This window comes from Sphingobacterium nematocida (assembly GCF_900168125.1).
Taxonomy (GTDB): domain Bacteria; phylum Bacteroidota; class Bacteroidia; order Sphingobacteriales; family Sphingobacteriaceae; genus Sphingobacterium; species Sphingobacterium nematocida.
In genome coordinates this window covers 18,316-35,954 of sequence record NZ_FUZF01000024.1, presented here as the reverse complement: position 1 = coordinate 35,954, position 17,639 = coordinate 18,316, and the positions used below count along the sequence as shown (strand labels likewise).

13 protein-coding genes are annotated in these 17,639 nt (G+C 44.2%); 6 read left to right on the top strand and 7 right to left on the bottom strand.

Going from position 1 to position 17,639, the window contains the following annotated elements:
* Positions 1–15: 15 nt before the first annotated feature.
* The 3 genes from B5X76_RS19655 to B5X76_RS19645 are packed head-to-tail and all read right to left on the bottom strand — an operon-like array spanning position 16 to position 6,748.
* On the bottom strand, positions 16–1,542 hold the full coding sequence (locus B5X76_RS19655; RefSeq protein ID WP_079645635.1) for a RagB/SusD family nutrient uptake outer membrane protein: 1,527 nt from the start codon (positions 1,540–1,542) through the stop codon (positions 16–18).
* Between the two features lie 19 nt (positions 1,543–1,561).
* A complete protein-coding gene (locus tag B5X76_RS19650) occupies positions 1,562–4,783 on the bottom strand; it encodes a SusC/RagA family TonB-linked outer membrane protein (protein WP_079645634.1) in 3,222 nt (1,073 codons plus the stop codon).
* Between the two features lie 18 nt (positions 4,784–4,801).
* On the bottom strand, positions 4,802–6,748 hold the full coding sequence (locus B5X76_RS19645; RefSeq protein ID WP_079645633.1) for a fasciclin domain-containing protein: 1,947 nt from the start codon (positions 6,746–6,748) through the stop codon (positions 4,802–4,804).
* A gap of 304 nt (positions 6,749–7,052) precedes the next feature.
* Here B5X76_RS19645 and B5X76_RS19640 point away from each other — a divergent pair, with 304 nt between their 5' ends.
* Positions 7,053–7,343, top strand: coding sequence for a hypothetical protein (locus tag B5X76_RS19640; protein ID WP_079645632.1), 291 nt, complete (start codon positions 7,053–7,055; stop codon positions 7,341–7,343).
* Positions 7,344–7,398: 55 nt separating this feature from the next.
* Positions 7,399–8,394 carry a Fic family protein gene (locus B5X76_RS19635; RefSeq protein ID WP_245801098.1) on the top strand — a complete coding sequence of 332 codons (996 nt, stop codon included), beginning with the start codon at positions 7,399–7,401 and terminating at the stop codon, positions 8,392–8,394.
* A 126-nt stretch (positions 8,395–8,520) separates the two neighbouring features.
* On the opposite strand, the gene B5X76_RS19630 is transcribed toward B5X76_RS19635, so the two are convergent.
* The 4 genes from B5X76_RS19630 to B5X76_RS19615 form a co-directional block, all read right to left on the bottom strand.
* Complete coding sequence (locus B5X76_RS19630) at positions 8,521–8,727, bottom strand: hypothetical protein (protein WP_139375413.1); 207 nt, start codon at positions 8,725–8,727, stop codon at positions 8,521–8,523.
* Between the two features lie 158 nt (positions 8,728–8,885).
* Positions 8,886–9,329, bottom strand: coding sequence for a DUF5675 family protein (locus tag B5X76_RS19625; RefSeq protein ID WP_079645629.1), 444 nt, complete (start codon positions 9,327–9,329; stop codon positions 8,886–8,888).
* Positions 9,326–9,517: a hypothetical protein gene (locus B5X76_RS19620; protein WP_079645628.1), complete on the bottom strand. Its 192-nt coding sequence runs from the start codon at positions 9,515–9,517 to the stop codon at positions 9,326–9,328. Before B5X76_RS19620 ends, B5X76_RS19625 begins: the two co-directional genes overlap by 4 nt.
* A gap of 389 nt (positions 9,518–9,906) precedes the next feature.
* Positions 9,907–10,548 (bottom strand): DUF6266 family protein, encoded by a 642-nt coding sequence (locus tag B5X76_RS19615; RefSeq protein WP_079645627.1) that lies wholly within the window; start codon positions 10,546–10,548, stop codon positions 9,907–9,909.
* Positions 10,549–10,916: 368 nt separating this feature from the next.
* Here B5X76_RS19615 and B5X76_RS19610 point away from each other — a divergent pair, with 368 nt between their 5' ends.
* The 4 genes from B5X76_RS19610 to B5X76_RS19595 all read left to right on the top strand — a co-directional run bounded on the left by B5X76_RS19610 (position 10,917) and on the right by B5X76_RS19595 (position 17,639).
* Positions 10,917–11,480 carry an RNA polymerase sigma factor gene (locus B5X76_RS19610; protein WP_079645626.1) on the top strand — a complete coding sequence of 188 codons (564 nt, stop codon included), beginning with the start codon at positions 10,917–10,919 and terminating at the stop codon, positions 11,478–11,480.
* 54 nt (positions 11,481–11,534) lie between these two features.
* On the top strand, positions 11,535–12,647 hold the full coding sequence (locus B5X76_RS19605; protein WP_079645625.1) for a FecR family protein: 1,113 nt from the start codon (positions 11,535–11,537) through the stop codon (positions 12,645–12,647).
* A gap of 160 nt (positions 12,648–12,807) precedes the next feature.
* A complete protein-coding gene (locus tag B5X76_RS19600; RefSeq protein ID WP_176141141.1) occupies positions 12,808–16,188 on the top strand; it encodes a SusC/RagA family TonB-linked outer membrane protein in 3,381 nt (1,126 codons plus the stop codon).
* Between the two features lie 8 nt (positions 16,189–16,196).
* On the top strand, positions 16,197–17,639 hold the full coding sequence (locus tag B5X76_RS19595; protein ID WP_079645623.1) for a RagB/SusD family nutrient uptake outer membrane protein: 1,443 nt from the start codon (positions 16,197–16,199) through the stop codon (positions 17,637–17,639).

The window sequence follows — 17,639 nt, the reverse complement described above, 5'->3', positions numbered from 1 at the left end:
CGTTTTAGTCCCAGTCTATTTGTTTTTGTAATAATCCTTCTGTACCAAGGACTTGTTATTTTCCAGTTCCGTTTCATGGTAAGGCAAGAACCAGCTTTCTGGATTCAGCAACCGTGCGCGTACGACTTGATATTGGATACCCAGCGGATTATTCTCCGACGATTTTTCAAGCAGTACCCCCTCCATTCCCTGCCTCCTAGCCACACGCGTGGCCACAAACCATTCTTTACCCTCAAATCCCAATTCAAACTCGCGCTCCATCAAGAGATAGCGCATAAACTCTTCGCCGCCCCCCATTGCGCCAGGGCTTAGCTCTGGAATATCACACTTTGTCCTGATCAGGTTGATTCGTTCTTCAGCTTCCTGATACCTATTGAGCATCGCTAGCGCCTCCGCCTCCATAAATAACACCTCACGATAACGATAGAATATATAATTCATATTGCGTCCGGTAATAGGTCTATAACTCGTTACGTATGGTGTCTGTCCTACCATTTTATAAACTTCAAATCCAGAGCCGCCAGAATAGCTCACCGGAGACTGACGAAATGTGGAAAAATCCTTGAGCCGTACCGTATCTGCACTCCAATTCAGGAGATCTGTAGGCGGATACAACTCTAAGCCATTGATCCCGATATTCGTTGGATTAGCCATGTATTTGGCTCCCGTGCTCGCTGCCTGAAAGTGTCCAAACCAGCCGTATACCGGAGAAGAAAAACCCGTCTGCATATATTGGTACTCGAAAATACTTTCGCTAGAGTTTCCAGGGTTGAATAGCGTAAACCAGTCTTTCGGTTCGACCATCCGATTACGATACCCTTCTAGTTGAGCACACAGATCCAGACAAGCCTGATATTGGTTTCGCCACAATTTCACATCAGCCCATATGGCGCGCACTGCGTTCTTGGTTATGCGGCCGTATCGATCGTTTACATTCTCAAAATCAGTAGCAGTCGTAGCGAGTGCACGTTCCAGATCCTGTTCGATAAAATTCAGCACCTCTTCTTCGCTACTTGCCGCCGTATTGAACTTTTGCGCATCCGATTCATAAGGTTCTTCAATAATAGGCACCTCTTTGAATGCGCGTACCAAATAGAAATAACTAAGTGCACGCAGTGCATAGGCCTCTCCCATCATCATCTGCAGTTCACTTTCCTTAAAAGTCTGGTCTCGTTGTAATGCTGCTGGCGCATTCTTTATAAACGAATTGATCCAGGTGATCCCTGTATAGACAGTCCCCCATCTCACCAATCCATTAGTCGGATAGATATCATGAACCATAAACTGCCTATAGTCGGATGTAAAAGATTCGCCAGGGCCAGGCGTGTACAGACTCGATCGGATATCGCCCCAGACTTGAAAAATATTGATATTATTATGCAACGCAGCGTACATACCATTTCTAGAAGCCAATACCTGCTCTCTATTCTGCCAATACTCATCGTGTACCAAATTGTCTGGCACCTCTACATTTAGAAACTTGTCACAGCCCCCCAAAAAGAGGGTTGACAATACCATTAAATATCCTGTAATACGATTCATTTTCTTATCCTCTAAAACGCTATAAATTAAATCTAAATCCAAAAGTGTACTGCTTCGGTGGCGCAGTGTAGCTATCGTCTATTCCGAATAGATACACCGACCCTTTGATGGGCACCTCTGGATCTACACCCAGATAGTTGGTCCACGTTAACAGATTATAACCTGTTACAAAAAAACTCAACTGTTTCAATCCCCATCGTTTCAACAGGTCGCCAGCCTCATAGGTAAAAGATACCGACTTGAGACGTACATAGGATCCATCTTCCACCCATCTGGTCGACGCTACACTATTCCACACGCTGCTAGGCTGTGCTTTAGGCATATCGGTCACATCCCCTTGTCTTCTCCAACGCGACAGAATCGATTGCGCCTGATTTTTCGAATCCGACATTTCCTCCATGATCATCCGGGTACCATTGATGATGTCATTACCAAATTGATACTGTAGATTGACAGCCAGTGTATACTTATTGTAGCTCAATGTATTGTTCCACCCACCGAAGAAGGTCGGGTTTGCATTTCCGATCTGCACTCGGTCCAACTGATTAATCACCCCATCACCGTTGATATCTGCATAGATCATATCTCCCCCCTTAAACTGATGACCAGTTACCGACCCATAACGCATTATCTTTGGCGTACTGCCGTCTGCTTCATAGATTAGGTTTCCCTGTGCATCCTTGAGGTATGCATCTTCATCACGAGCATATACCCCAAGCGCCCGATAGCCATAAAATCCTCCAATCACATCACCTTCTTGCAGTTTGGAAGCAAAGCCATTACGAGTAGCAGCAAAAGATGCCGCATCAAAATTCTCGGGAAGCTTGATCAGTTTATTCCTATTAAGCGCAATATTAAAGAACGATTTCAATCGTGGCCTATCCTTACCTCCTCTTAGTACATCCACCGTAACGCCAAGCTCTATTCCCGAATTTTCTACCGTACCGAAGTTGACGTACTGGTTGGCGTATCCCAAGGTACTGGACAGCGACTCTTTTAATAAGAGGTCGTTTGTCGTGCGCTTGTAGATATCAAATTGGCCCGTGATCCGATCTTTTAGAAATCCAAAGTCGAGTCCCAGATTATACTCTGTTGTCCTTTCCTCTTTAATATTTTCGTAGGCAAATTTATCCGGGTATATATAGGTCTGTCCCATGTATCCGATTTTCGTGGCATACGCAATGTCATAGATGTTAGCTATTTTAGGCAGATTACCCGTGATACCAAAAGCAAAACGAGGTTTTAAGGTCGATATCCATTCGGCATTTCGGATTGCCCGCTCGCGTGTCATATCCCATGCAGCTCCTATTGCCGGAAATATCGTATAGGCATTTTCATTGCCATAACGCGAATCCCCCTCCGTCTTTCCAGTTACAGTCAGAAAGTAGCGATCCAATAAGGCGTAGTGTCCCTGTACAAACATTCCGAGATACCGTTGGTCCGTATATCCTCCATTAATGGCACTTATTCGCGCAGAGGCATCAGCCGAGCGCAACTGCGGAGATGCTCCGTTAAAGTAGCGTATTTCCATATTGTTGCTCTTATCGATGCTCAGATTGGCTACCCCGGTGACCGTAAGCCGGTGCTTTTCCTTATCAATAGGCTTCCACATGAGCTTATTGACATTATTCACCAAGAGTTGATACCCTTCCGATTGCATCCCCGCATTGTAGGTACTTTCTCCAGGGATCGCATCCGTCGCATAACTAGGCAAGAAATAATCGTCTGAGGCCTCCCTAAAATCGGTAGATACCTGTGTCGTAAATTCCAGGTTTGATAAAATCTTATAGTTGATACTTGTCGAGGCCATCAGCCGGTTTGCTTTAGATAGAAATTGGGAATAATCAATCAGTGCTAGCGGATTAAATCGGGAATAAAAGGAAACGCCTGCATTGCGGTCCACGAAATAATCCAGTCCATTCTTAGAGTACATCGGAAAATAAGCTGGAATCTGTCTGGCTAGCCGCAGCGGATTCATTTCATTATTCGCATTGATATCGTACGGATGTCTTGTACCGCGTTTGTCCGTCAGCGAATTTGTGTAAGTTAAATCTGCTGTGATCGACAATTTATCGGACACGCGATAATTCATGTTAAATCGGGTGTTGAAACGATCATATCCAGTTCCTTTGGTGGTACCATATTGGTTGGTATAGCCCAGCCCCCAGTAATAGTTTATACGATCACCACCACCACTCAGCGAGGTATTGTATTGCTGATAGATTCCGGTACGGCTTATCGCTTTCAGCCAATCGGTGTTATTATTAAATTTCCAGGCATCCGCACGTGTCATATCTCCACGCAGCTCGGGCAATGCCGAACCGTCATCACTTCCACCAGTCCAACGTTCGATCGAGTATATCCTATGCTCGTCTCCATTCAACATTGGGATACTGCGCGGCACTTCAGACAAGGTAAATCGTCCATTAAAATTAAATACCGGTTTACCACGTTTGCCGCGTTTTGTGCGTATTACGATTACCCCGTTGGCACCTTTGGATCCATACAATGCCGTCGCCGAAGCATCTTTCAAGATATCTATAGAGGCGATATCCGACGGATCAAGATCACCTATTGGACTAAATCCAAAATCCGAAATACTCTGCACCGAATAATTATTTCCGATCACCTCTGCACCATCAATGATCCATAATGGATCGTTGATACCGGAAATACTCGATATCCCCCGTATCCGGATGGAAGCGGCAGCGCCCGGGTCGCCGCTATTAGATACCACTTGCAGACCTGGAGCCATTCCCTGTAGAAACTGATCGACCGATACCACAGGAAGGTTTTCGATACCCTTCATGTCGATAGATGCTATCGAACTCGAAAGCTCTCTTTTATTGATATTGACAAACCCCAGATCGGCATCCGGTTTTGCGTTTGCCACGATCTCGACCTCTTCAATCTGTTTATCATCTATTTTCATGACAACATTTAGCCGTCCCGACACCGTAGCGAGATGAAATTCCTGCTTTAGATAACCCACCGTAGAAAACACTACTTTGGTAGCATTGACCGGAATATTGACCTGAAAACTGCCATCTTTTTCGCTTTTGTAAGCCGTTAGAATTAGATCAGAACTACTTACGAAAAGAATTGACACTTGTGCAAATGGATTAGAGAGCGCTTGTTCGTACACTTTTCCTGTCAGCTGCTTCTGTTGTGCAAAAGCCGAGAGAATAAACAACTGTACCAATAGGCAGATAATACTTTTCAAATTAATATGCTTGTACATATTTATAGGCTATTTAGGTTATAATACTTTGTTGACTATATGCACTACACCGTTGCTTCCCTGCATATTGCTAGCGGTTGGCAAAGTGGCAGCTACATTTGCCTGATACTGTATCCGGAAGGTATCCCATGCTCCCGAGAAGGTGAGGTACTCCCCCTTTTTATTTGCCAACTGGCCATTGAACACTCCATCCGTAAATAAATGTCTGTTAGTGACGATATGCCTGTTCACAATAGCTTTAGCAGCATCTGCACTGATTGTAGCCACGTTTATCCCTGCTGCGCTGATTGCTGCATTGGAAGGCGCAAAGACCGAGTAGGTAAAAAAACCTGTCAGCTGCAACTCTCCAGCCATCAGCGCTTTATCCACCAGCGACTTAAAACTGGAAAGATTGGTATTGGATTGAATTTCTTTCCATACTGTATTTTCCGTGTCCAAGCGATCCAGCGGTTTCAGAAAACCATCGATCTCATAGATAGCTCCTGTAGGTTTGGCCCATACCGGAGACGACGTTAGCAAATTCACCGCGTGGCCCGTATAATCGTAAAATTTGTTGTTGTCATAGAGGATGTATCCTTCATCCGTCGGATAAAACCGCTTTTTAAAGCCCCCGTCTGCATGCGCATCAAAATGAAATATTCCTGTTTTACATTCCTTTAATCTTGCTTCGAGCGCTACAGCATCCATATCCTGGGCAAAAGGAGATCCCCAACTTTCATCCGACTGTACCAAGAGCGTCTTCGGACTGTGCTGGTAGAACAATACGTCGACCAAGCCCGAACCCAATCCCTTATTTGTCATCATCCAAAACCATTGGCTGTATTCCTTGTATTTCATCATGATGCCAGATCGGACGCTACTCATTTCTGGCGATTCCATTAACCGATTGGTTTTATATATAAAGGAGTTGCTGGCCGGCGTCATTCCTTCTATCGATTCCAACACCGGGTTGCCAAAACGTATAAAACCAGTCAATGCATTCCACTGCGGGTCATTTCTTACCAGATCAGAGTGATACCAGAGATTAGCGTGCACACTGGATCGGATAATAGAATACATCACATGCGGAGGTACCGAATCCAAGGTATTATCCAGAATATCCATATAAGGTTCAAAGTATGCTGCTATAGCTTCATTGGTGGGGGCAAATAAGGTTGACAAGGTGTTCTCATCGGCTAGATTTCGGCCAAAGGAAAAGTTTTTATACAAGGTAGTATCCACATTGCCATTTTCGTCTACATCGCCTAGCACATATTGAGCGTGACGCTCCACCCATCGGCTAAAAATAGAAAGATCAGGGTCATTTGCCAAGGCCAGATCCGTACGCAGCGTCGGAAACAAAGGAGCATCCAAAACATGTACCACCCCATTACGGGCATCAATGTCGTATTCAGTTGCCGATATTTTTACGCCCTCCACATAATATGCCGCTCCGTCACCCTCGCCATACATATATTCAAAGTCACTCGCTTGTCCTGCAAAGAAGGATGGCGTTAGGATACGGAGGTTTTTACCGACGTTCTTACCCTCACTCCTGGTTTTATAGTTAGTGATCCTACTCTTACTAATCGCACTCTGCGTCGATGCATAACGCTTCTCTAAATCATAGGTATAGTACATACCATTAATAAAATGGTAATTTATATATGCACGTACTTCGGCCAAAGGTACCTGATCCAACGAATTGTACTTCAGTTTATCGAGGAAATACTCTTTAACAAAATCATCCTTAGGTGCTAGACAGGTATAAATAGCGGATTCGCTCAAAGATTTCCGTAAATCTGCTTTGTCTATCAGCGAGAGGAACACACCATACTCTCCTTTTTCTTCCAAAATACCTATTATGCTATTTCCCAAAGTACTCTTTGGATGGTAATATTCATTAAAGTGTTTGTTGCATGACTGCATAAAGCACATGCTGAAAAACAAAATAACTGTAAGGTAACGTAAATAATTAGCTTGCATAACTGCCGTTTTAGGTTTACAATTCCTGCTTAATATTCTTATAATTGATTCATAACCAATCGTCGCAAAACGATTTAATGTTGTTATGTACTACAAATATAATTATTAATAGATAAAATGCAAGCGTAAATTATTTTTTTAAAATTTTCTTGTGAACTTTAGCAGTTGACGACTTAAAATTCTGGAAAAATCAAGTAACCTTACCATTCAATCCCAGCGTCTCCCTATCCCCACCTAGACACTTAAAAACTGCATACTATCAACATAATTGGTATATTTAAGCAAGTTTTTTAAAGGAGGCATCATGAGTACAATTTCAAAGAGATTGAACAAAGAAGAAGAAAGAAAGCTAATTTCAAAAGCTGCGAAAAAGGCTTCATCTACTGCATATAGAATTTCTACAGCATTAGAATTGCCTATACAAGTTGTACAGGGAAAAAAGATAATTCTTAAGGAAGCCAATGGATCAACCCAAGAGCTAAAAGAAGTCCATCAAGTGAAAAGTCGGATTGCCTCTAAGGGCTTTATCAATATCGAAGATTTTGACTTACATCTTACTCAAGCGGATCTAGACGAGTTCAAGCTGGCATCCTGATACCCATTACTCAATACTAGCTAACCTCTTTAATTCTAATAAAAAAAACATACCTTTGATAGTATCAAATGATAGTATCACTTTAGTAATAATGAAACCACCTTACGACGTCACAGCACTTATACTAAACTTAATATCTACTATTTCTATAAAAATAGGTGAGGTAAATGCTAAGCATCTCATCAAGCAAAGTCCTACTCTTCGGAAGCAAAATCAAATCAAAACTATACACTCTTCGCTAAGCATTGAAGGGAATACACTAACCGAGGCTCAGATCACTGCTATCATTGATAAGAAGCGTGTATTGGGCCCCGAGAAAGATATTAAAGAAGTTTTAAATGCACTTGAAGTTTATAAGAAATTGAGTGAATTCAAATTTCATTCAGAAAGAGATTTTCTAAAGTCTCATAAATATCTTATGCAAGGTTTAATTGAGTCTCCTGGAAAATATCGGATCCAGGGTGTTGGCATAATAAAGGGTAGTCAAGTACAACACGTAGCCCCCCCAGCTCAGAATGTTGCATTCCTTATGAAAGACCTATTTCTTTATCTTAAGGATAAAACAGAACTAACACTTATCAAGAGCTGTGTTTTTCATTATGAGATGGAGTTTATCCACCCCTTTATCGATGGCAATGGCCGCATGGGCAGGCTTTGGCAGACGCTCATTTTAATGAAAGATTTTCCCATATTTGAATTTCTATCATTCGAAACACTCATAGCAAAGAATCAGGAACAATACTATGAGGCACTATCCACATCCGACAATGAAGGTAAGTCAACAAAATTCATTGAATTTATGCTCTCTATCATAAACCAATCTCTCGATCAACTTATCGAGACCGCTGTTAAAAAGCCCGATAGTACAGACAGATTAGCATTTTTCTTGGCGCATACTAATACATCTTTTACACGCAAAGACTATCTCAAAAAATTCACAGATCTCTCCTCAGCTACAGCAAGTAGAGACTTGAAAAATGGTGTAGACCAGGGCTTAATAGAAAAAGTCGGTGATAAAAAAAACACTATCTATCATAAGCTTTCTTCATAGAGCTTTTCGAACTAAAACAAGCCCCGATACACTCGAGGCCTGCTTTTTAGAGTCTAGTATCCCTAAGCAAGTTCGGGACTTCATTTAACTCAGTCTCTAGTCTCCAATCTAACTAAGTACTAAATACTACTCCTTCTTTCGCTGCAACAAGCGCGACATCGCGTAGCTCACCAGTGTACCCAGAGCCGCCATGATCACGGTCTGGAATAGGTCTCCGAGCGTAATAGACGCCCAGATACTGCACAGCGTACCACCTAGGGTACCTGCACGGATTTCGTTGATTTTCATATCTTTTTTGTTATACATGTAAGAAAAATGATGAAGTAATGCCATTTATCTAATCGTCATCTCGATTGAAGCGTAGCGGAATAGAGAGATCCACAAGCTATATATTAATCCTATACAGTTTGTAGACCTCTCCACAAGGTCGAGGTGACGTAAAGACTTAACTTCCTTCACTTGATAACTCCCCACCCATTAACCATTAACCATTAATAATTAATAATTATCTCTGCTTCTCCCTTCCCTACAGCATCAACCAGCTGGCTATACAACCGTCTATACGCCTTAGCCGATCTGTGCAGGACATAATCTCCGTCCTCGTCTTTCGTATAGCTCTCACCGACCAACAGGCAGCCTGCGGTATCGCCAAAGTTGTTGCCGATATGGATGTAGATATACTTGAAGTGGGGCACGTCCATCAGCTCGATCATACCGCGGTGCATAGTAGGGAATTTGCGTTTGTAGCGGGCGTTCATCCCACCATAGGTATTCAGCCGAAGCGTATAGGTCCCTGCCGGAATAGCCGTAGATCCCTTAATCTTCTCCTCCCGAACCAGATCCTCCAGACCATAGCAGAAAAACTCGTCATCTAGATAGATCTCAGACAGGGTACTATTCTTTCCCTGCCTGACACGTTTTACCGTTAGCCTCATGGCGCTCCCTCACCCTTGTCATCCCGAAGTGAATTCGGGACAGGCTCTCCTTCATCTGTCATTGCCTCCAACACCCCCAATCCGAGAGCGACATACTTGATAATATTCAGCGCCTTTCCAGGCAGCTTGACCGGCGCCAGCAGCACCAACTGTACCACTGCGCTTATTTTCTTTAGAATTTTGTGCATGTTTTTTTTGTTATGTGAGGAAGGTGAGGAAAATGATGATGGTTATGATGGTTACTTCCGTACCAAAAAAAAACAGACTGCTTTCCCGAAGTAAATTCGGGACACTGCGACACAGGCTACCAATGACAGATTACCTATGGTGAGCTCGCAAGCTCGGTTCGTAAATCCATCTCGTCATCGCGAGGCCACGAAGCGATCTATAAGCGATATATCGTAAAGCCGTTTTTAAGATTGCTTCGTCTCCGCCTACTGGCTGGATCCTCGCAAAGACGGATTAAAGTTACGCACTGTCATTAGACCTCCTTTGTGTTTGCTAAAAAACTTACCTCTCGCAGTGACGTACAGGCTCCGCTTTCCTCACCTCCCTCACTTTCCTCACCCTCTAACTACTATGAAACCACGATCTCTCCCAGATAATAGCTTCCTGAGGTCTTCACCCCGTCGCGGTGCCCTGTGAATACCCAGCCTACCACATGATCGCCTGCATAGACCGGTGGAAAGTTAAAGCTCATGGTACCATCGTTGCGGGTTGCCGATTCCAGGATACTGAAAAACCGCTTCTCCTTATTGTACATCAGGAGGATCACCGAGTCATCCGCAAAAGCGTTGAACCGGTTTACCTCCGTACTCCAGCTCACGCTGATCTCCTGCGGAGCAGACTCCGTCCAGGCCACTCCCAATAAATTGGACAGCGCCCCCTTGGCCACCACAATTGACCCATAGTCCAGCTCTAGGCTCGGATAGGTACCGATCACCCCGTACGACAGCAGGTGCTGCAGCGCCTTGTTGTACCCCGTAGAGCGTCCCTGCAACGGATCCGAGTACCCCAGGTTAAGGAGATCCTTTATCGGCGAGAGAAAACCCACCCCCAATGCAAACCGGGCGCGCTGTGCCAGCTGATCCTCCGAAGCCGCTTTATTACTACGTCGGGCCACCGATCGGACATAGTCTACGCTACGCCAGTTAGAGCCGACCACACTACCTACTTTGCCGGAATAAGCTCCGACAATTCCTTTTAAAAATCTAGCCATTTAATTGTTTTTTAAAGTTTAACCATTGTGCATGCATGCTGCATTTATTCCTGATATCAAGCGCTAAACTAGGCAGATGATGGCACCGATAGGAAGTAATGGCACTAGATGGAACAAGATGATACGATACGGGACAGTACGTCCCATTATTCAGGTTTATAAAACCAATTCCCCAAATGAAAAATCCGTATGAATGAAGAGCAGAACAAAATTCTCATTTATATTAAGACGTAATTATATTGCGTTTAACGGCAATTTTATGTAGGTTTGAATATATTAATACTAAAGATATCAGAGCTGCTTCTGATTAACTAACCCTTGGACGAATAATACGTCTATACTAATCTATTCGAAAGATCATTTCCAAAATGAAGGTGTATGATACATATGATGATGATCAGTTGGTCAAAAAAACCCAACAAGGCAATCAAATGGCCTTCACGGCGTTGTACAATAGACATTGGATGTTCCTTTTCCTTCAGATCAATAAGATCGTACAGCAGGATGATGAGGCCCTAGATATCGTCCATAATATCTTTGAGCGGCTATGGAAAGACTTTCCCAAAGAAATCAAAAGTTTCAAAGCCTACTTATACCAGATGGGACGTTTTGCCTCTATTAACTACATCAACAGCAGCAATAGAAAGTCCCAATTTCTGGAACATCTATATGATTTTCAGGAAAAACATTCCAGTGGTCTCGCAGAGCGCGTACAATACGGAGAGATACTCGAGATCCTACATCGAGAAATCGAAAACCTACCTCCCAAAGCGCGAGAAATCTTTATCAGAGCCCGTATCAATGAAGAAAGCTACAAAGACATTGCGGCCGATCTAGGCTTATCCTTACAGACGATCAAGACCACCGTCTTTCGCATCACCAAAACATTAAAAAAGAAAATCCCCTACATCAAATTATTTTTTTTGAATTAGTTTGTATACCGAGTCGATTTTGGTTTGTCTTATATATAGCATACAGACTGAATTATGACTAACAAACAAGATCTATTTGAGCGTTACCTATCCGGCAATTGTACTCCCGAAGAACAGGAAGTAGTTGAAAGCTGGTATGCCCATTATTTAAAAGAGACGACGAGCAAAGAGATCGACACTGCCCGGTTTGAACATGTGTTAAGCAGCAGAAAACCTTTGTTTGCACGCACGAGTAAGCAGCACACCTTTTCTATGGGCCTGCGCATCGCCGCGAGCCTTCTCCTATTCTGTACCATCAGCGGACTCCTCTATACCTATCTCCTATCCACTCCATCAGATACAGAACATGCAGCACTAGCCGAGGTATACCCAAAGGTAGGCCAAGGGTATATCCAATTTGGTGGCCACAACTATGCCATAGATACCACACAAAAACACATTAAGATCGATCTTCAAAACATTCGGCTAGAAGGTACAGATGTGACTTTAGCACTCCATTCCCCTGACAGCCGCGAAATAAAAATAAAGTCTCCCCTTTCGCATAATCTAACGGTACAGCTTACCGATGGTTCGACTGTCATGCTGAATAGCGGATCAGAACTAAGCATCCCCAAAGATTTCTCCGACACCCATCGATCGGTAAGTCTAACAGGAGAAGCCTTTTTCGATATTTCCAAACGCACAGATCCAAAGTCATCTTTTCGCGTTTCCTTCTTAGCACATCAAGTCGAGGTCCTGGGTACCAGTTTCAATATCAACGCTTCTCCAGAAGTCCCCGAACTCCGAGTCTCCTTATTTACAGGAAAAGTAAAACTTATCAAGGGCAAGGAGTCTACCTTCTTACTGCCTGGCGACAGTTACGAATACAATAAATCCAGTGGGGAGACCTCCGTACATAGACAAGTCGCATTGGATAGTGACCGTGCCTGGACCACGGATGTCTTTATATTCGAAAGTGAATCGATAAAAGAAGTCACTGCATTGCTCGCCCGCTGGTACGGTATCGACATTGTACTGGACGCTTCGGTCGATCCCAAAGAATCCTTCACCGGTATCCTATCCCGCCAAAAGAGCCTGCTTCAGTTATTAGAAACAATAAACAGCAACAACCAATATAATTACCAAATCGATATGAAAGAAAGGAGAATTACGATACAGAAATCATAAGCGCAAAAAAAACTGGAACGCCAGGCGCTCCAGTATGTATTTAATAAAATGTTAATTTAACTCGTACTGCCCTGAGAAAGCATCAAGTACGAATCTTACTAACCTTATTCACAAATATATGATAATAATACCAAGCCTAAAAAAGTATAAAATACTTATCATGAAATTGAATATCATCACATTTCTAGTGGCTTTTGTTTTTCAGCTCAACGCGTCCACCTTTGCACAAAAAGTAACGTTGGAAAAACAGAACAGTTCCTTAAGAGAAATATTCAAGGAAATAAGAAAGCAGACCAACATCGACTTCTTCTTCTCGGACAAGATCATTGACGACAGTAAAAAGTATAGCATAAGGTGTGAAAACACCCCGCTGAAGCTTGTCCTAGAAAATATTTCCAAACAGACCGACCTTCAATTTACCTTAGAGAATGAAGCCATCAAGGTCACTTCTCCTACCGTGACAGGCAGTCTCGTCCAGACCCATATTAGCGGCTATGTATTTGACAGCAAAGGCAACCCCATATCCGGGGCCAATATCCGCGTCAAAAACACACCGTTTAATACCCATTCGGACGCAAATGGAAAATTCAGCGTTCCCATCCGTGACGATTACAAAACCGTCATCATCACGCATATCAACTACGCTTCCATAGAGCTACCGATTTCCAAAAAGCTGGCCAATGTCATCCTTCAGGATCGAGAAAACGAGCTGGAAGAGGTAATCCTGAATGTAGGTTACGGCCAGACCAAACAGTCAGACCTCACCGGATCCGTAGTACAGCTTAATGCCAAAGAACTCGAAGGCTTCGCTCCACATCAGGATATTGCCTCCATGATACAGGGAAAAGCCGCGGGGGTCAACGTACAGATCAGCAGTGGCGCTCCCGGTGCGGGCGTATCCGTCAATATCCGCGGTACCACTTCCTTGACCGGCAACAGCCAGCCCCTATGGGTAATAGACGGTATCCCGCAGTACAATGTCAACGGCAATGATATCGGCGATATCCTCTACGATCTCAATGTGGGCGATGTAGAGACCATAGACATCCTGAAGGATGCTTCGGCGACGGCTATCTATGGTTCGCGGGCGGCCAATGGTGTCATCATCGTAACCACTAAAAAAGGGAATAGAATACAGACACCCCAACTGGATGCCAGCTTCAACTACGGTTTTCAAAAACAAAGAGATAGCTTCCGAACCCTCAAAACCGAAGAATTCAAACGCGTCATTACCGATGCCGCACGTAACTATTATTACACCACCGGGACCATTCCGACGACAGGCAGCATCAGCACCATACTCGATGCCTCCCAAGCAAAAACCGGTACCGAAGTCGATTACCTATCTGCTCCCTTCTTATCCAATGCTTTCCTCGATGGCAATACCAATTGGTGGGACGAAATGACCCGCACCTCCAATGAGAAGAAGCTCGATGTATCACTCCGTGGCAGCACCCCTACCAACAATTATTTTATTGCATTCGGCATGCCTATGCAACAGGGTATTATCAAAGGCTCTGACCGAAATGGCTTTACGGGACGGATCAACTTTGACGCCAAGATAATGGACAAACTTACCGTAGGGCTCAATTTCAACGGATCCCTAAACAAACAGAATAACCAAGACGGGATGCTTGAAAAAATCTGGAACTTCCGGCCTGATTTCCCGATGTACGATGAAAACGGAAAAATATTTATCCCGGGCTACTACGAAGAAAATCCACTCACTACATTAGCGAACCGCAATTATAACGAGCGTAAGGGATTAAATGGCAACACCTACTTACAGTATAACTTCAGTCCCAACCTGTTTGTCAAATCTTCCATTGCGATCTCCTATAGCCAAAGCTTTTCAGACCGATTCCAGACCGAAGGCACTGTAAACTCGACCCATAAAGGGCAGGCCAATATATCCCAGATGGAAATGGCCAATTGGATATTTGAGAACATAGCAAGCTATAACAAAAAGTTCGGCACACTGCACGACCTTTCTGCCATGATCGGTTTCTCCATGGAAAATGGGGCTACCAAAAACTTCGCTGCCGGCGCCCAAAACTTTCCCGACCAGTACATCATGACCAACCTGACCAGTGGGGCCACCGCGATGAAACCCACTTCCTCACATACGTCTACGGCCATGGTTTCGGGCTTCTCCAGATTAAATTACAAATTTGACGACAAGTACATCCTAACCGGTACCTTCCGTACCGATGGATCATCCCGTTTCGGTCCCGACAAGCGCTGGGCCTACTTCCCTTCCGGAGGTATCGCCTGGATGCTCAACAAGGAAAAATTCATGCGTTTCTTAGATCCCGAACTATTCAACCAGCTAAAAATACGCAGCTCACTGGGCGTTTCAGGCTCCCAGGTTCTAGGCAATAACGATTGGCGTTCATTATACCAGGCCGCACAGTTTGATGAGTCGCCCGGGTACGCCCCCTTCCAATTGGGCAATAATAACCTACGCTGGGAGAAAACAAAAACCTGGGAAATCGGTCTTGACTTCGCCCTGCTCCACAACCGGATAAACGGTTCTATTGGTTACTATGATAAGCAGACGAGCGATGTCATCTACAACAAGAACATCCCTTCCAGCAGTTCATTTATATCCGTAAAGGAAAACATCGCCAATATCCAGAACAGCGGTCTCGAATTCGGCATACAGGGTGATGTGATACGCAAGCGGGATATGGTATGGTCCCTTAATTTTAATATCGCGGGCAATAAAGCGATCGTCAAGAAAATCAACGGCGTAGACAAATTCATGGATCTATATGCGGCCAATGCGCTGGCTATCCGGATGGAAGAAGGCATGCCATTGGGAAGCTGGTACGGATTCAAATGGAGCGGCCAATACTACCAATCCATGGAAGAATACAACCTCCTCTCCAAACAAAATCCGACTACTGGAGCCAAAATATTCTACCAGAACAACACAAATACCGTTCGGCCAGGAGATCTACGATTTGAAGACATCAATAACGACGGACTGGTCAATAACGATGACAAGACTTTTCTAGGCAATTCGCAACCCAAATTTTTTGGTGGGTTCGGAACCTCATTCCGCAAAGGAAACCTTTCCCTCAATGTCAATTTTGTGTACAGCTATGGAGCGACGAGATACTGGTATACCAATTCTGCAAACTGGTACACCACAGGCTTGTTTCTTAAAAACTACCCAGATTATGTACTCGATTCCTGGACTACCGAAAATCGGGCTGCACAATGGCCAAGGATGTCCTTTGGTCAAGGCTCGTCAAATACCTTTTCAGATTTCTGGATTTCGAAAGCAGACTACCTGAAAGTCTCCCTGATACGGCTTAACTATCGCGTTCCGAATGAATTATCCAAAAGAGTATTCGGCGGTTACATCGATCTTTCCGTCTCCGGGACAAATCTATTTACCATTACAAACTACAACGGAATAGATCCCGAGGGCAACTTTAGGCTCACCGGAGGAGCCACAGGAATGGGGACCGATTGGGGGGTATATCCATCCATGCGTTCGTACAACTTCTCTATTAGATACTCGTTAAAATAAATAAGATTATGAAGACTCTAATTTTACGTATCACACTCAGTATATTCCTCGGTCTGACCTTCATCGGCTGCGAAGATTTCATCACCCAGGATCCCAAATACCTGCTCACACCAGAAGCAGCTATCACCGACGAGAATTCTGCACAGAATCTGCTCAATGGTGCCTACGCGGCTGTTGGCTCCAATGATTATACGGCACGATTTTCAGGAGGCTTTAGCTCCATGCTCGGTTCGTACCAGTACAACAGCTCTGCCTACAACATGAATATGCAAGCTACCGGCGATAATGATGCCCTGTGGAAAATATTCTACACCACCATTAATAGAGCCAATGCCGTACTGGAAAATGTATCCAAACTGCCTGATGACAGTTTTAAAAACCCTGCCCGGAAAAAAGAAATACTAGCCGAAGCCAAAGGCCTACGCGCATTTGCCCACCTCTATACATTTTGGTACTTCGGGCGCTGGCGTGACGAACCAAGCTCCGAATACGGACTTATATTCAGAGATCAGATGGCCGAACTGACCAATGTCTATCAACCCCGTCTAAACATAAAAGACTCGTATGATAGGATCATTGCCGATCTGGATGAAGCCATTGCCAATTGTCCCAACTACAGCACCGGCAAACGTGTTTCCAAACAGCTCGCAAAAGGTCTAAAAGCCAAGTTGCTCCTTAACCGCGGCTGGGACAACGATTATAAGGAAGCCCTGGTATTGGTCAACGACGTGATCCAAGAGGCGACAGCAGTCGGGATAATACTTGAACCATCATTGACCAAGCTCTACGAGAACAGCTGGGATTCAAAAGAACTCCTTTTCTGCCGCTATCGCGAGCAGACCGACGATGTAGTGTCTGCCTATAATTTTACCTACGGTTACAATTACGCCATCACAGGCTTGCCGACCGTCACCCTCGCAAAAGCTATTCTTGAAAGCGATTCGCGTTTTGGCGAAGGCTGGGGAATGGTAAGATACCCATCGCTCACGCCCAATACGACCAATTTTCGTCCAAAAAAACTCTGCCGCAAAGGACGCTTTATCGGTGGCGACAATGACAAGTATACCACCTATTTCTTACGTCTTACCGAATTGTATTTAATGCAGGCCGAGTTAAAATACCGCACCGGCGAGCCGTTGACTGCAGCTGTAGGCCCTATCAACACCATACGCTTCAGATCCAATCTAGGCCCCTTGGCTCCGGCTACTCCTACCGCATTCGAGAAGCTTCTATTTGATGAATATTTTAAAGAATTGAACCTGGAGAATGATGCCGACTGGATGGCTTCCCTACGTCTCAAAGGAGCCAATGGGCAGGCCATGATCTACGAATTCAGAGGCGGGACAGTAGCATTAGAAGAGGACAGATTCGTTTGGCCTATTCCTACTTCAGAAATAAAATTCAACAAGCTAATAAAGCAAAATCCAAGTTACGAAAGTCTAGTCTATTAG

Excerpts from the sequence above, each read along its gene's own strand:
- B5X76_RS19605 (WP_079645625.1), top strand. The coding sequence starts at position 11,535 with ATGACTAACAAACAAGATCTATTTGAGCGTTACCTATCCGGCAATTGT.
- B5X76_RS19610 (WP_079645626.1), top strand. The coding sequence starts at position 10,917 with ATGAAGGTGTATGATACATATGATGATGATCAGTTGGTCAAAAAAACC.
- B5X76_RS19625 (WP_079645629.1), bottom strand. The coding sequence starts at position 9,329 with ATGAGGCTAACGGTAAAACGTGTCAGGCAGGGAAAGAATAGTACCCTG.
- B5X76_RS19630 (WP_139375413.1), bottom strand. The coding sequence starts at position 8,727 with ATGGCATTACTTCATCATTTTTCTTACATGTATAACAAAAAAGATATG.
- B5X76_RS19615 (WP_079645627.1), bottom strand. The coding sequence starts at position 10,548 with ATGGCTAGATTTTTAAAAGGAATTGTCGGAGCTTATTCCGGCAAAGTA.
- B5X76_RS19645 (WP_079645633.1), bottom strand. The coding sequence starts at position 6,748 with ATGCAAGCTAATTATTTACGTTACCTTACAGTTATTTTGTTTTTCAGC.
- B5X76_RS19655 (WP_079645635.1), bottom strand. The coding sequence starts at position 1,542 with ATGAATCGTATTACAGGATATTTAATGGTATTGTCAACCCTCTTTTTG.
- B5X76_RS19600 (WP_176141141.1), top strand. The coding sequence starts at position 12,808 with ATGAAATTGAATATCATCACATTTCTAGTGGCTTTTGTTTTTCAGCTC.
- B5X76_RS19640 (WP_079645632.1), top strand. The coding sequence starts at position 7,053 with ATGAGTACAATTTCAAAGAGATTGAACAAAGAAGAAGAAAGAAAGCTA.
- B5X76_RS19650 (WP_079645634.1), bottom strand. The coding sequence starts at position 4,783 with ATGTACAAGCATATTAATTTGAAAAGTATTATCTGCCTATTGGTACAG.
- B5X76_RS19620 (WP_079645628.1), bottom strand. The coding sequence starts at position 9,517 with ATGCACAAAATTCTAAAGAAAATAAGCGCAGTGGTACAGTTGGTGCTG.
- B5X76_RS19595 (WP_079645623.1), top strand. The coding sequence starts at position 16,197 with ATGAAGACTCTAATTTTACGTATCACACTCAGTATATTCCTCGGTCTG.